The following is a 14,147-nucleotide window of genomic DNA, read 5'->3' as shown; positions in this document are numbered from 1 at the left end:
CGTACGGCACGTTCGTCGAACTGACCTCCCTGGTCGGCGCGTTGGGATTCGCCGCGACCGCGCAGGCTCTCGCGGGCCTGCGCCTGGTCGCGATCGACGAGTTCGAGCTCGACGATCCCGGCGACACGGTGCTGGTGTCCAGCCTGCTGACCCGGCTCGTCGAGGCCGGTGTCCACCTGGCCGCGACGAGCAACACCCAGCCGGAGGACCTCGGTGCCGGTCGGTTCGCCGCCGCCGACTTCCGCCGTGAGATCCAGGGTCTGGTGGCCAGGTTCGACATCCTCCGGGTGGACGGGGAGGACTACCGGCACCGGGGTCTTCCGGCCGCGCCCCCGCCGTATACTGACGATGAGGTCGGCGCGCGGGCGGCTGCCGAGGAGGGGGCGACCGAGGACGGATTCGCCGCGCTGTGCGAGCACCTCGCCGGACTGCACCCCTCTCGGTACGGCGCGCTCGTGGCCGGAGTCACCCTGGTCTGCCTGCACCGGGTCGCGCCGGTCGAGGATCAGGCGGTGGCGTTGCGGGTCGTGGTCCTCGCCGACCGGCTCCACGACCCGTCGGTCCCGGTCGTGGCCTCCGGCGTGCCCTTCGGGGAGCTGTTCGGAGCGGAGCTGCTCGCCGGGCCGCACCGCAAGAAGTACCAGCGGGCCACGTCCCGGCTGAGTGCGCTGGGCCGGGACGCCGCGGCGGGGAACGGCACCGCGGGCCGCGTCGCCGGGATGCTGCCCGGCTGACGCACCAGGCCGGGCGCGCGGCCCGAACGTGCGGCCGCTGCACCCGAGTGGGGTGTCGGAGCCGGCGGTCCGGACGCCGGACCTGCCGGAGTATCTGTTCGCCGTTCCGGGCGTGGGTGACCCGCTGGCGGTCGTGCCGGGGCCTGCGACCATGGGTGCATGGGAACCTACGTCGTGCTGCTCGTCATGGTGTTGTTGGTGGGGCTGGCGGTGCTGGGCGGGCTCTATTTCGTGCTGTCCAGGGACCGCACCCGGCGCTGACGGCCGGTGCGCTGACGGGTCAGCCGGCGGTCGGCTCGGCCGGGGGGAGCAGACGGATGATCACGACCGACTCGCCGTCGAGTTCCACCCGTCCCGGCATGTAGGTGAACCCGTGGGCGGATGCGGCCGGGGCGTCGAACGGGACGCCGTCGAGGGGGACGGCCTGCCGTTCGGCGGCCAGGTTCACGACGATCGCCACGTCGCCGCGACGGACCACCAGCCAGCGGGCCTCCTCGTCGAAGGTGCACGCGACCGAGGACCACGCCGGGTCGGTCAGCGCCGGCAGCCGGCGACGCAGCGCGATCAGCCGGCGGTGCCAGTCCAGCAGGTCGGAGTGACCCTCCCGGCCCGGTTCGGACCAGTCGAGTTTCGACTGCTGGAAGGTCGCCGGGTCCTGGGGATCGGGAACGTCCTGCGGCTCCCAGCTGTGGGCGGCGAACTCGGCGCGCCGGCCCTCCCGCACCGCGTCCCCCAGCCCGGGGGCGGTGTGGTCGGTGAAGTACTGCCAGGGGGTGCGGGCACCCCACTCCTCGCCCATGAACAGCATCGGGGTGACCGCCGAGGTGAGCAGCAGGGCCGCACCGATCCGGAGCAGGCCGTCGCTGAGCGTGGCGGACGCCCGGTCGCCGGCGGCCCGGTTGCCGATCTGGTCGTGGTTCTGCAGGAAGGTGACGAGCCGGTAGGCGGGCGTGGTCGGGGGGATCGGCCGGCCGTGGGAGCGCCCGCGGAACGTCGAGTAGCCGCCGTCGTGGACGAACCCACTGGTCAGCGCGTGGGCGAGGGTCGAGATCGAACCGAAGTCCCCGTAGTACCCCTGCCGTTCGCCGGACAGGGTTGCCCACAGCGCGTGATGGATGTCGTCGCACCACTGCCCGTCCAGGCCGTACCCGCCGGCCTCGGGTGCGGCGACCAGCTTCGGGTCGTTGAGGTCCGACTCGGCGACGGCGAACAGCGGGCGGCGCAGCTGGGCGCCGAGCCGGTGGACCGCCTCGGCGATCTCCTCCAGCAGGTGCAGGGCCCGGCTGTCCTGAAAGGCGTGGACGGCGTCGAGACGCAGCCCGTCGCAGTGGTAGTCGCGCAGCCAGGACAGGGCGCTGTCGATGATGAACGCGCGGACCTCGTCGGAGCCGGGGGCGTCGAGGTTGACCGCGGGGCCCCACGGAGTGCTGTAGCGGTCGGTGAAGTAGGGGCCGAAGCGGCCGAGGTAGTTGCCGTCCGGGCCGAGATGGTTGTAGACGACATCCATGATCACGCCGAGGCCGCGAGCGTGCGCGGCGTCGACGAAGCGCTTGAGCCCGTCCGGGCCGCCGTAGGGTTCGTGCACCGCGTACAGACCGACGCCGTCGTAGCCCCAGCCGTGCCGGCCCGGGAAGGCGTTGACCGGCAGCAGTTCGACGGCGTCGATGCCGAGTTCGACGAGATGGTCGAGCTTGCCGATGGCCGCGTCGAAGGTGCCCTCCGGGGTGAACGTCCCGACGTGCAGCTCGTAGAGCACGCTGCCGGCCAGCGCGATGCCTCGCCAGGTCCCGTCGGTCCAGGGGAAGGCCGAGTGGTCAACCAGCCGCGACCGGTCGTGAACCCCCAGCGGCCCCGGTTGCCGGGCCGATCGGGGGTCGGGCAGCTCCTCGCTGCCGCCGTCGAGCAGGAAGGCATAGTCCGTGCCATGCTTCGCGGACGGGACGTTGACCCACCACCACCCCCGTTTCCCGGCGGTCATCTCGTGCGTCGAGTCGCCGGCGGAGCCCGCCACGACCAGGCTGACCGTCTTCGCCTCAGGGGCCCACAGCCGGAGGGTGCTCATCGGTCTTGTCTACCTGTCAGAGCCGTCGGACACGCCGTGACGGCGACAATGGTGACGACATCGGTCCCCGGCCGAAGGCGCCCGGCTGCCCGGCATGCCGAGCCGGATGGCACCGAGATGGCAGCGAGGTAGTCCGACCGGAGGGAGGGCAACCGCCGTGCGATGCCTCCGTATCTTGATCAGATGGCACCGTTATGCCATGATTTCGTCGTCGTGATGTTCGACCGGAGGTTCGCTGCAGTCCCGCCCCTCCGCCGGGCCTACGACACGCCGTCCCACCTGCGCGTTGATTTTCGGGTCCTCATCGCCCCTACGAGGGATCGCAACCGCACGCGACGGCGAGGACAGCCGGGGGCGATGTGACGGGCCGTCCTATGATGCGTGACATGCCGAACCTCAACGTGTCGGTCCGGGCGGCGACGCTGCAGGATGCCCGGACGCAGGCCGAGGCCGCCGGGCTCAGCCTGTCTGCGTGGGTAGATAAAACGCTGACCGACGCCATCTGGACGGCCCGCTTCGCCCGGCAGCAGCAGCGCAACGCCGCCCTCGGGGTGACGCCGGAGTATCTCAACGCCGAGTTCTTCCGGCTGGAGGCGCTGCGGCGTCGTGCGACAGGGTGAGGTGTGGGCACGGGCCGGATGGTGACCTGCCCGGTCATCCCTGGCGACCCCCTGCCGCATGACGACTACGCCGCGGACGCCGGGATCATTGATCCGATCCGGGGCACGATACTGCCGGAGCTGATCGCGTGGATGCCGATCTCCGGCTTGGCCCACCCATTCGGCCCCATCCCTCCGGAGGCATGGCAGCGGGTCGATCAGATCCTCCGCCGCGTCCGGATCACCCCCACGGGCGTGGGGAGGATCTCACCCCGGGATCGACACCGATGGTCTCGGCCGGATCACCCCCACGGGCGTGGGGAGGACTTCCTGCGGCAGATGGCTGGTGCAGACCTACTACCTGTCCACCGATCCCCGGGGACGGGAGGTGATCGTGAAGCGGGACGCCGACAAGCAGGGCGTCCCGCCTGGACATCGTTGCTTGGCTTCCCCCTACGACCCGGATGCGCGGTGGGCGGCCAAGGGCGACGACCTGTTCTGGTACGGCTACAAGGTCCACCTCACCGAAACCTGCGATCCTCCCGCCGAAGCCGAAGCCGAAGCCGAAGCCGAAGCCGAAGCCGAAGCCGAAGCCGAAGCCGAAGCCGAAGCCGAAGCCGAAGCCGAAGCCGAAGCCGAAGCCGAAGCCGAAGCCGAAGCCGAAGCCGAAGCCGAAGCCGAAGCCGAAGCCGAAGCCGAAGCCGAAGCCGTGCCGTTACGGCTGATCACGGACGTTCTCACCACCCAGGCGAGCGTCCCGGATGTGAAGGCCACGGAGATCGTCCAGGCCACCCTCACCGACCGTGGCCTTACCCCGGGCGAGCACTACCTCGACGCCGGCTACTCCTCCGCCGACCTCATCCACACCGCCGCCACCCGGGGCATCACCATGGTCACCCCAGCTCTCCTCCACCACTCCCCCCAGGCCAAGGCCGGCGCTGGCTACGACAAGGCCGCGTTCCGGATCGACTGGAAAGCCCGCCAGGCCCGCTGCCCGCAGGGCCACACCAGCACCGGCTGGTACCCCGTCCGCCAGCACAACCGCGACGCCATCGTCGTCGCGTTCGCCCGCACCGATTGCCACCCCTGCCCCGCGCAGAAAGCGTGCACCACCTCCACCCGCCGCACCCGTTACCTCAGCCTGCGCCCCCGAGAACTCCACGAGACCCTGACCACCGCCCGCGCCGAACAGGCCACCGACACCTGGAAGACCAGGTATGCCCTGCGCGCCGGGATCGAAGGCACCATCAACCAGACCCTCGACATCACCGGCCTGCGCAACGCCCGCTACCGCGGCCTGCCCAAGACCCGCCTCCAACATGCCTTCTCCGCCACCGCGGTCAACGTCATCCGCCTCGACGCCCACTGGAACCCCGACCAACCACCCTTCACACCCCGAACCAGCGGACTCACCCGCCTCAGCCAGCAGCGCACAACCCGAACCGCGAATTAAGCAGCAGAGTCGGTGAGCACGTCCGTCCAGCGTCCCTCGGGTAGGGGGATGGTGGTGTCCCGCCAGCCGCCGCCGCGGCGCAGGCCGAGGACGAGGCGGGGCACCACGGTGACGACGGACTCGGACCGGCTGAAGGCGACGACGTTCTCCGCGGCCGAGCCGGAGGCCCACAGCGGCCGGTAGGTCGCGCGTGTCCTCATCGCCCCTACGAGACCGGATCTGCCTGCTACCGCCCCAGTCGACGTGCAGGGTCAGCTCGGCTGATCAGCCGGGACGTCGCCCCGTTTAACCGGACCCGTTTAACCGGACCCGCGGTGCTCCTTCAAACGAGCAGGGCCGTTGTCTGGCACGCGTCGATGCCTACGTCCCGCTGCGCGGATCGATCGATCAACAGGTCCACAGCGTGAGCTGCTGTGCCAGTGTGCGACAGGGTTGTGTACGCCCGGTAGTGTCGCCTCGCGTGAGCCTGGATCCGTGGCGGGGGCGGTACGCCGAGCGTGCGCAGAGGATGGTGCCCAGCGAGGTTCGGGCCCTGTTCGCGGTCGCGTCCCGCCCGGAGATCGTCTCGCTGGCGGGTGGGATGCCGGACGTGACCGCGCTGCCCATGGACGCGATCGCCCAGACCATGGCCGATGTTGTCCTGGAGCGTGGCCCGGTGGCATTGCAGTACGGCTCCGCGCAAGGCGACCCCGGGCTGCGGGAACGGATCTGCACCGTGATGGCGATGGAGGGTATCGATGCCGAGCCCGACCACGTCGTGGTGACGGTCGGGTCGCAGCAGGCTCTCGACCTGATGGCGAAGATCTTCCTCGATCCGGGGGATGTTGTCCTCGCTGAGGCTCCGACCTATGTGACGGCGATCAACACGTTCGTCGCCTACCAGGCCCAGGTGGTGCACGTATTGATGGATACCGACGGGTTGCTCCCCGATGCGTTGACGGAAACCCTGGAGCGTCTCGCCGCGGCCGGGCGGGCGGTGAAGATGCTCTACACGGTGCCGACGTTTCAGAATCCGGCCGGGGTGACCCTCACTGCCGCGCGGCGGTCGGAGGTGGTGGAGGTGTGCCGGCGCGCCGGGGTGCTGGTGGTTGAGGACAACCCGTACGGCCTGCTGGGCTTCGAGGGGGGGCCGATGCGGGCGCTGCGGGCGGATGCGGCGGGCGACGTGGTGTATCTGGGGTCGTTCTCGAAGACTTTGGCGCCAGGGCTCCGGGTGGGCTGGGTGTTGGCGCCGCCTGCGGTCAAGGACAAGCTGGTGCTGGCTGCCGAGTCAGCGATGCTGTCGCATTCGATGTTCGCGCAGCTCGCGGTCGACCGTTACCTGACGATGCAGCCGTGGCCGGAGCAGCTCAAGGTGCTGCGGGAGCTGTACCGGGAGCGTCGGGACGCGATGCTGACCACGTTGGAGACGTCGATGCCGGCGGGGACAATGTGGACCCGGCCGGCCGGTGGATTCTTCGTGTTCACGACCCTGCCCGAGGGAATCGATGCACGGGCGATGCTGCCTGCCGCGGTGAAGGCCCGGGTGGCCTACGTGCCGGGAAGCGGTTTCTACGCGGACGGGTCGGGGGGCAACAGCATGCGGCTGTCCTACTGCCATCCTCCGCCTGAGCGGATCCGCGACGGGGTGACCCGCCTGGGCGAGGTGATTGCCCGGGAGCTGGAGCTGCTGGCCACCTTTGGCCCGCGTCCGCGACCGACCACTTCCTCTTGATCATCCGACCGTCGCTGTGAGGGGCACGATGACTGATCTGGGCCGGGTGCTCGTACTCGCCGGTGGCCTGTCCGTCGAACGGGAGGTATCCCAGCGGTCCGCGAACCGGCTGCACGCGGCGCTGACCCGGATCGGTATCGATGCCGAGCTCCGCGATGTCGACGCCGGCCTGCTGCCCGCGCTCGCCGCCGAGCCGCCTACGGTGGTGTTGCCGGTCCTACATGGCGTGTCGGGAGAGGACGGCACGTTGCGTGAGGTGCTGGACCTGCACGCCCTGCCGTATGTCGGCGCGATACCGGCGGCCTGCCGAGCGACGTTCGACAAGCCGATCGCGAAGTCGGCGGTCGCCTCCGCCGGGCTGTCGACTCCGGCGTCGGTGACTCTTCCGAAGGAAGCCTTCCATGATCTCGGCGCTGCCGGGCTCATCAGCCGGATCGTCGACCGGCTCGGCCTCCCGCTGGTTGTCAAACCCCGCGCCGGTGGGTCGGCGTTCGGTGTCAGCTACGTGGCGGACGCGGCCGAGCTGCCCGCCGCGCTGATGACCTGCTTCGGCTACCACGACGGGGCGTTGATCGAGCGGGCGGTCGCCGGTGTCGAGATCACGGTGGGGGTGGTCGAGACCGACGACCGGCCGCTGGCTCTGCCCACGGTGGGGATCAGCCCGGTGAGCGGGCGGTACGACTACTCCGCCCGCTACACCGCCGGTGCCACTGACTTCGTCATCCCTGCGCCGGTAAGCCGGCAGGTTGCCGATGCGGCGGCCGACGCAGCGCTGACCGCCCACCGTGTCCTGGGCCTACGCGATCTGTCCCGCACCGACCTGATTGTGAGCGAGGACGGCACGATCTGGTACCTGGAGACGAATGTCGCACCAGGGATGACCGAGACGAGCACGTGGCCGATGGGTCTTGCCGCGGCAGGGCTGGATTTCGGTGTCGTCTGCCGGGACCTTGCCGCCCGGGCGGTGGAACGCGCGGGCGGCTGAACGGTCGGGCTCAGGGCCGGTAGATGGAGATGTGCTTGCGGCTCGACGTCGGATCGTACGGGTAGCGGTCCCAGTCGGCCCACCGTTCTTCCAGCGTCAGCCCGGCCTGGGTGGCGAGTTCGTCGATCGCCTCCGGCCAGCAGTAACGCATGCTCCCTGGGTACAGCCGGGGGAGCTTCCCGTCGGTGAACACCAGCTCGTGGTAGTTGAACATCTGGGCGGTTTGGTCATTGGTGGAGGCGAAGAGCACCAGGCGCTGGGGGCTTCGCTGCTTGACGGTCACCGCCGAGTCCGCGGGGAACACGCCGGGGTACGGGCCGTCGGGCAGACGGTCGGGCCGGGGGACGAACGTCTCGATGACCAGCCGGCCGTCGGGGTGCAGCGCGGTCCGGGTCTGCCGGAGGAAGGCCGCCTGGGTGTCCTCGGTCGCAAGGAGGAAGTAGGTGTTGAAGACCGCGTAGACCAGCGGGACCGGTTCGGAGACGGTGAACGTGGCGGCGTCGGTTGTGATCGCGTCGATGGGAAGCCGGTCGATGGCGGCGCGGCGGGCGAGGACTCGGGTCATCTCGTCGGAGGCGTCGATACCGATCACCCGTACGCCGGACTGGGCCAGCGGGATCGCTACCCGCCCGGTGCCCACCCCCATCTCGACCGCGGGGCCGGCGCCGGCGAACTTCGCAAGGATCTTGATCTGCCCGGTGGGTGCCACAAACGTGCCGTAAAGATCATCATAGGCGGCGCTGATGGCGTCTCCGTAGGTGCGGGCGCCGTACTCATCCGTCTCCTTCGTCATCGCGCCCCCTGCTGATGCGATCGAGGGTTCCAGGCTGTGGGCATAGGTCATCACCTCAGGTCGGGTAGGGGAGGCCAGCCCTGCAACGGCATCGCTGTTACATGCTGGTAACCTGATCTGTACCGGTACTGACAGTGTGATCCAATCTATTGATCGATAACAGTACCGGTACAGTTTGAGTGACGAGGGGTGTCCTTTGAGTAGATATGAGGAGATTGCGACCGAGCTGCGCCGCCGCCTGGACGCCGAACTCACGCCCTACCCGGTGGGTAGTCGCCTGTCCGGATACGGAGCCCTCACCAAGGAGTTCGGGGTTGGGCGTGGCGTCATCACGGAGGCCCTCGGCCTACTCGCGCTGGAGGGCCGGGTCAGGATCGTGGAAAAGTCCGGTGTCGTCGTACTTGACCGGTCGGCACCGCCAGAACCACTTGAGCTCGGCCGCACCGTTCGCCGTAACGACCTGGGGTACATCTTCAACCCGGCCGCCGGGCACTGGTCACCGGTCACCACCCCGACCCGCCGCTGGATGGCCGCGCCGCCGCATGTCGCCCGCCTTCTTAGCGTTCCGCCCGGCAGCGAGGTTCTCGAACGTCACCGTGTCGTCGGCCCCGGCGGCCAGCCCGTGCAGATCTCTGACTCCTACCTGCCTGCCGAGCTCGCCCGCGGCACGATTCTGGAGGCCGCTTCGACGGGGCCAGGCGGCATTTATGACCGCTTCGAACATGACCTGGGCCACGGACCCCTGACCTGGACACGCACGATCGGTGCCCGCCCAGCAACCCCCGATCAGGCCCGAGACCTCGGGATTTCCCGCAGTGCCTCGCTCCTCGTCCTATCCCGAACAACGATCAGCGGCGCGACCGGGCATCCTGTCGAGGTCAACATCACGTACGTCGACGGCGGCCGGTTCGAGGTGGAGCAGACCATCACCCGCGATCCGAGTGCCCAGTGGCCTACCACCCCCGCCACCGCCGAGAACCGCCCCAACCTGGCAGGGTAGCCGAATACGGTCAGCTAATGACACTAATGACTTTGTCGAGCCGCCGCGTGCTACGCGCGGACGAGCAGGCTTACCGGGAAGTCGCGTAGCAGCCGGAGCACGTAGGCGGTGCCGCCGTCGTGTTTGCGGCCGGTGAGCACGTCCGTCCAGCGTCCCTCGGGTAGGGGGATGGTGGTGTCCCGCCAGCCGCCGCCGCGGCGCAGGCCGAGGACGAGGCGGGGCACCACGGTGACGACGGACTCGGACCGGCTGAAGGCGACGACGTTCTCCGCGGCCGAGCCGGAGGCCCACAGCGGCCGGTAGATCGCGTCCGCCCCGAACCATTCGGGATGGTCGCGGCGGGTCCGTAGTGCCCGGGCGACGACGAGCAGCTTCGCCGGGCCGGAGTCGTCGAGGGTCGGCGGGCGACGCGGCGCACCGGTCTCGGCGGTCGACTCCACACCGATCTCGGCGAGCAGCTTGGTGCGATCACCGTAGTTGACCGCCCGCCGGTTGTCCGGATCGACGAGGGAGAGATCCCACAGCTCCTGGCCCTGGTAGACGTCCGCTATCCCGGGCATGGTCAGCTGGAGCAGCTTCTGGGCCAGCGAGTTCTGCCGGCCCAGCTCCACCAGCGTGGCGACGTACCGCTCCAGGATGCCGACGAACTCGTCGTCCTCCAGCACCGACTCGATGTAGTTCGTCAGGGCCGCCTCGTAGCCGGGGTCCTGGTCGGTCCAGCTCGTGTGGGTCTTCGCCTCCCGGACGGCCTTGAGCATGTACTGCGTGGCCCGGTCGGCGGGCAGCGGCCAGGCGCCGACCAGGGTCTGCAGCAGGAAGTAGACGGTGACCCGGTCGGGCCAGCCCTGCTCGGTGTCGCGGTGGCGTTCCCCGAGCCGCACGAGCCGGCCGGCCACCTCGGCCCAGCCGCGGGGATCCTCGGACAGCACCGCGAGCCGGGCCCGCACATCCTCCGACCGCTTGGTGTCGTGCGTCGACAGGGTGGTCATCGTCAGTGGCCAGTTTCGCTGGACCGACAGGTTCGCCTCGTGGAACTCGGTGACGGCGCTGCGCGGGTGCCCGGTCGTGAACGCCGGGAAGCGGCCGGGGTTGCCGCCGACCTCGTTCAGCGCCAGCAGCCGGGCATACCGGTAGAAGGCGGTGTCCTCGATGCCCTTGGCCATCACCGGCCCGCAGGTCTGCTGGAACCGGACGACGAACTCGGCCGGTCCGCCCAGCGCCAGGTCCTCGATGAGGTCGACCTCGGTCGCCCGGCCCGGCAGGTGGGAGCGGGCCTGCTCGCAGGCGCGGACCACATGCCCGCGGGCCTCCAGGCTCGGCGTGCCGTCCGGGCGGAGGTAGGCCCGGTAGACGTCGAAGGCGGCGAGGACCTCGCACATCGCCTCGTGCAGACCGGTTCGGGTGAGGTCGGCCCGGGCCTCCCGGGCCTCCCCGAGCGCGAGGCTCGTCAGCCGGTCCACCTCGGGCTGGAGCACGCCCGCGAGGACGTCGAGCTTGGCGGCCCGCGCCTCGGCCTCGTAGTCGGGGTCCGCGCGGGTGATCTCGCCGTAGAGCACCGCGAGGGGATGACCCGCCATCGGGTCGAGAAACAGCCGGGTCAGCCGGCCGATCCCCTCGTAGCCGGTGGTGCCGTCGCAGGCCCAGGTGTCCGGCAGCGCCTCGTCATCCTCCAGGATCTTCTCGACGACGGTCCACACCCCGCCGGTGGCCTCCGACAGCCGGCGCAGGTAGTCCTCCGGGTCCGCGAGCCCATCCGGATGGTCGATGCGCAGCCCGTCGAAGGTCCCCGCGCGGATCTGTTCGATGAGAAGCCGGTGCGTGGCGGCGAACACGTCCGGGTCCTCCTGGCGCAGCGCCGCCAGGGTCGTGATATCGAAGAACCGCCGGTAGTTCAGCTCAGTCGCGGCGACCCGCCACCAGCACAGCCGGTAGAACTGCGCGTCGAGGGTCGCGGCGACGTCGTCGGGGTCGGCGGTGCCCGCGGCGACGGGCAGCACGTGGTCGTAGTAGACGACGACCCACTCGCCGTCCTCGTCCTGTTCGACGGAGATCTCCCCGGCCGCCAGGCAGTCGGCGAGCCCGGCGCCCAGGATCGGCACCAGCACCCGGCCGGGGTTGTCGGGGGAGGCCCAGTCGATGTCGAACCAGCTGGCGTAGGGGGATTCGGGTCCCTCGCGCAGCACCGACCACCAGGCCGCGTTCGTCGTTTCCGGGGCGATCGCCATGTGGTTGGGGACGACGTCGACGATCAGGCCGAGTCCCGCCTTGCGGCACGCGGCGACGAGCCGGCGCAGCCCGCCGGTCCCCCCCAGCTCGGGATTGATCTGCCCGTGCTCGACGACGTCGTAGCCGTGGGCCGAGCCGGGCGCGGCCTCCAGCACGGGCGAGAGGTACAGGTGGGAGACGCCGAGCGTGGCCAGGTAGGGGACGACGACCGCCGCGTCGGTGAGGGAGAAGTCCAGGTTGAGCTGGAGCCGGTAGGTGGCGGTCGGTACCACCCGGTCGGCGCCGTACCCCCCGCCGGGATGCGCCGGGTCAGCTGACACGGCGCAGCACGACGGTCGAGCGGGCGTCGAGTTCGATGGGATCGCCGGCCTTCACGGCCCTTCCCATGCTCGCGGGATCGAGGGCCGAGTGGAGCAGCGCGGTGTCGCTGAGCCGGGCGTCGACCTCGGCCGTCGACGGGCGGGTGTCGACGACGATCTCCCACGAACTGCCGAAACTGGTCGCCGGCGTCTGGAACCCGACCGGTTCGTGGTGGGCGTTGAAGAACAGCAGGAACGAGTCGTCGATGATGGCCTGGCCCAGCGCGTCGGGGTCCGGTATCCCCTCACCGTTGAGGTAGACGCCGAGTGATCGCGCCGTCCCGGACTCCCAGTCGCTGTCGGACATCTCCGTGCCGTCCGGGCGAAGCCAGGCGATGTCCTTGACGGCGGGGTCGTCGCCGGAGCGCCCGCCGCTGCCGTCCGCGTCCTGGCCGCCCGCCTGCCCGCCGGTGGCCGCCTCGGCCGCGCCGTGCATCGTGCCGCCCTGCCCGCGCAGCGACTTGCCCTGGAAGAACCGGCGGCGGCGGAAGATAGGATGATCATGGCGCAGTCTTGACAGCAGGCCGGTGAACTCGATCAGGTCGGCGTTGCGCTCGGCGTCCGACCAGTCCAGCCAGGAGATCGGGTTGTCCTGGCAGTACGCGTTGTTGTTGCCCTGCTGGGTGCGTCCCATCTCGTCTCCGGCGACCAGCATCGGCACCCCCTGGGACAGCAACAGCGTCGTCAGCAGGTTACGGGTCTGCGCGGCGCGCAGGGACAGGACGGTCGGGTCGTCGGTGGGCCCTTCGACTCCGCAGTTCCACGACCGGTTGTCGTCGGAACCGTCCCGGTTGTCCTCGCCGTTGGCCTCGTTGTGTTTTTTGTTGTAGGAGACCAGGTCGTGCAGGGTGAACCCGTCGTGCGCGGTGATGAAGTTGATCGACGCCCACGGCCGGCGCCCGCTGTTCTCGTACAGGTCGCTCGATCCGGTCAGCCGGGAGGCGAACTCGGCGATCCCGTGGTCCTGCCCGCGCCAGAAGTCACGGACAGTGTCGCGGTACTTACCATTCCACTCGGTCCACAGCGGGGGGAAGTTCCCCACCTGGTAACCGCCCTCGCCGAGGTCCCACGGTTCCGCGATCAGCTTGACCTGGGAGACCACCGGATCCTGCTGGACGAGGTCGAAGAACGATGACAGCCGGTCGACGTCGTAGAACTCCCGGGCCAGGGTCGCCGCGAGATCGAACCGGAACCCGTCGACGTGCATGTCGGTAACCCAGTAACGCAGCGAGTCCATGATCAGTTGTAGCACGTGCGGGTGTCGTACCCGCAGGCTGTTGCCGGTGCCCGTGTAGTCCATGTAGTACTGGGGTCGGTTGTCCACGAGCCGGTAGTAGGCGCTGTTGTCGATGCCGCGGAAGCACAGCATCGGACCCATGTGGTTGCCCTCGGCGGTGTGGTTGTAGACGACGTCGAGGATCACCTCGATCCCGGCCTCGTGCAGGTTCTTGACCATTCCCTTGAACTCCTGCACCTGGCGGCCGTGGCCGCCGGAGGCGGAGTAGCCGCTGTGCGGCGCCAGGAACGCGATGGAGTTGTAGCCCCAGTAGTTGCGCAGCCCGCGGCTGACCAGATGCTCGTCATGGACGAACTGGTGCACCGGCAGCAGCTCGATCGCGGTCACGTCGAGCTTGCGATAATGGTCGATCATCACCGGGTGGGCGACTCCCGCGTAGGTCCCGCGGTACTCCTCCGGCAGGCCGGGATGGTTCTTGGTCAGCCCCCGGACATGCGCCTCGTAGATCACCGACTCGTTGTAGGGCCGGCGTGGCGGGCGGTCCCCGTTCCAGTCGAAGAACGGGCTGATTACCACCGACTTCATCATGTGGGGGCCGGAGTCGGCGTCGTTGACGCTGTCGGGGTCGCCGAAGGTGTAGGGGAACACCGCCTGGTCCCAGGCGACCTCCCCGTCGACCGCCTTCGCGTACGGGTCGAGGAGGAGCTTGGTGGGGTTGCAGCGCAGCCCTCGGGCGGGGTCGTAGGACCCGTGGACCCGATAGCCGTAGCGCTGGCCCGGTCCCACGGTGGGAAGGTAGGCGTGCCAGACGAAGGCGTCCCGTTCCCGCAGGTCGGTCCGCTCCTCGTTGCCCGCGTCGTCGAACAGGCACAGCTGGACCCGGTCGGCGACCTCGGAGAAGATCGCGAAATTCGTGCCCGATCCGTCGTACGTAGCGCCCAGGGGATAGGGGCTGCCGGGCCATACCTGTGACATACGACCGAAG

Annotated in this window: 11 protein-coding genes; 6 read left to right on the top strand and 5 right to left on the bottom strand. The window is 69.7% G+C overall.

Translation table 11 applies throughout. The features are described 5' to 3' along the window. The coding region (gene zapE / locus AC08OT_RS04755) for an AFG1/ZapE family ATPase (RefSeq protein WP_476602562.1) at positions 1 to 734 on the top strand (734 nt) is incomplete at its 5' end. Between the two features lie 280 nt (positions 735 to 1,014). Here the strand turns inward: zapE and treZ are convergent. Then, positions 1,015 to 2,796: a malto-oligosyltrehalose trehalohydrolase gene (gene treZ / locus AC08OT_RS04750; protein ID WP_476594391.1), complete on the bottom strand. Its 1,782-nt coding sequence runs from the start codon at positions 2,794 to 2,796 to the stop codon at positions 1,015 to 1,017. Between the two features lie 386 nt (positions 2,797 to 3,182). Between treZ and AC08OT_RS04745 the strand changes: the two genes are divergently transcribed. Both AC08OT_RS04745 and AC08OT_RS04740 read left to right on the top strand, forming a co-directional pair. Beyond that, positions 3,183 to 3,416, top strand: coding sequence for a hypothetical protein (locus tag AC08OT_RS04745; protein ID WP_476595174.1), 234 nt, complete (start codon positions 3,183 to 3,185; stop codon positions 3,414 to 3,416). A 688-nt stretch (positions 3,417 to 4,104) separates the two neighbouring features. Then, a complete protein-coding gene (locus AC08OT_RS04740) occupies positions 4,105 to 4,848 on the top strand; it encodes a transposase (protein ID WP_476602563.1) in 744 nt (247 codons plus the stop codon). On the opposite strand, the gene AC08OT_RS04735 is transcribed toward AC08OT_RS04740, so the two are convergent. Further along, on the bottom strand, positions 4,845 to 5,048 hold the full coding sequence (locus AC08OT_RS04735; RefSeq protein ID WP_476594395.1) for a hypothetical protein: 204 nt from the start codon (positions 5,046 to 5,048) through the stop codon (positions 4,845 to 4,847). The two genes, AC08OT_RS04740 and AC08OT_RS04735, sit on opposite strands and share 4 nt — an antisense overlap. A gap of 308 nt (positions 5,049 to 5,356) precedes the next feature. Here AC08OT_RS04735 and AC08OT_RS04730 point away from each other — a divergent pair, with 308 nt between their 5' ends. Next, a complete protein-coding gene (locus tag AC08OT_RS04730; protein WP_476595177.1) occupies positions 5,357 to 6,562 on the top strand; it encodes an aminotransferase-like domain-containing protein in 1,206 nt (401 codons plus the stop codon). Between the two features lie 28 nt (positions 6,563 to 6,590). Continuing rightward, entirely contained in the window at positions 6,591 to 7,547 is a 957-nt protein-coding gene (locus AC08OT_RS04725) for a D-alanine--D-alanine ligase family protein (RefSeq protein ID WP_476593686.1), read from the top strand. 10 nt (positions 7,548 to 7,557) lie between these two features. Here the strand turns inward: AC08OT_RS04725 and AC08OT_RS04720 are convergent, their stop codons facing one another. After that, positions 7,558 to 8,340, bottom strand: coding sequence for a class I SAM-dependent methyltransferase (locus AC08OT_RS04720; protein WP_476593687.1), 783 nt, complete (start codon positions 8,338 to 8,340; stop codon positions 7,558 to 7,560). A gap of 196 nt (positions 8,341 to 8,536) precedes the next feature. Between AC08OT_RS04720 and AC08OT_RS04715 the strand changes: the two genes are divergently transcribed. Further along, on the top strand, positions 8,537 to 9,340 hold the full coding sequence (locus AC08OT_RS04715; protein ID WP_476593688.1) for a GntR family transcriptional regulator: 804 nt from the start codon (positions 8,537 to 8,539) through the stop codon (positions 9,338 to 9,340). 50 nt (positions 9,341 to 9,390) lie between these two features. Here AC08OT_RS04715 and treY read toward each other — a convergent pair whose 3' ends face one another. Next, complete coding sequence (gene treY / locus AC08OT_RS04710; RefSeq protein ID WP_476597013.1) at positions 9,391 to 11,886, bottom strand: malto-oligosyltrehalose synthase; 2,496 nt, start codon at positions 11,884 to 11,886, stop codon at positions 9,391 to 9,393. Then, positions 11,876 to 14,137, bottom strand: a complete 2,262-nt coding sequence (gene glgX, locus AC08OT_RS04705) for a glycogen debranching protein GlgX (RefSeq protein ID WP_476593690.1) — start codon at positions 14,135 to 14,137, stop codon at positions 11,876 to 11,878. Before glgX ends, treY begins: the two co-directional genes overlap by 11 nt. Positions 14,138 to 14,147: the final 10 nt, after the last annotated feature.

It is taken from the genome of Frankia sp. CgJB1, assembly GCF_977947065.1.
The sequence above is the reverse complement of the archived record's forward strand: the minus strand, read 5'-3'. Positions and strand labels throughout refer to the sequence as shown.

Bases quoted from the DNA above. Each gene is read 5' to 3' on its own strand.
- AC08OT_RS04735 (WP_476594395.1), bottom strand. From the start codon at position 5,048: ATGAGGACACGCGCGACCTACCGGCCGCTGTGGGCCTCCGGCTCGGCC.
- treZ (WP_476594391.1), bottom strand. From the start codon at position 2,796: ATGAGCACCCTCCGGCTGTGGGCCCCTGAGGCGAAGACGGTCAGCCTG.
- AC08OT_RS04730 (WP_476595177.1), top strand. From the start codon at position 5,357: ATGGTGCCCAGCGAGGTTCGGGCCCTGTTCGCGGTCGCGTCCCGCCCG.
- AC08OT_RS04720 (WP_476593687.1), bottom strand. From the start codon at position 8,340: ATGACGAAGGAGACGGATGAGTACGGCGCCCGCACCTACGGAGACGCC.
- AC08OT_RS04745 (WP_476595174.1), top strand. From the start codon at position 3,183: ATGCCGAACCTCAACGTGTCGGTCCGGGCGGCGACGCTGCAGGATGCC.
- AC08OT_RS04725 (WP_476593686.1), top strand. From the start codon at position 6,591: ATGACTGATCTGGGCCGGGTGCTCGTACTCGCCGGTGGCCTGTCCGTC.
- glgX (WP_476593690.1), bottom strand. From the start codon at position 14,137: ATGTCACAGGTATGGCCCGGCAGCCCCTATCCCCTGGGCGCTACGTAC.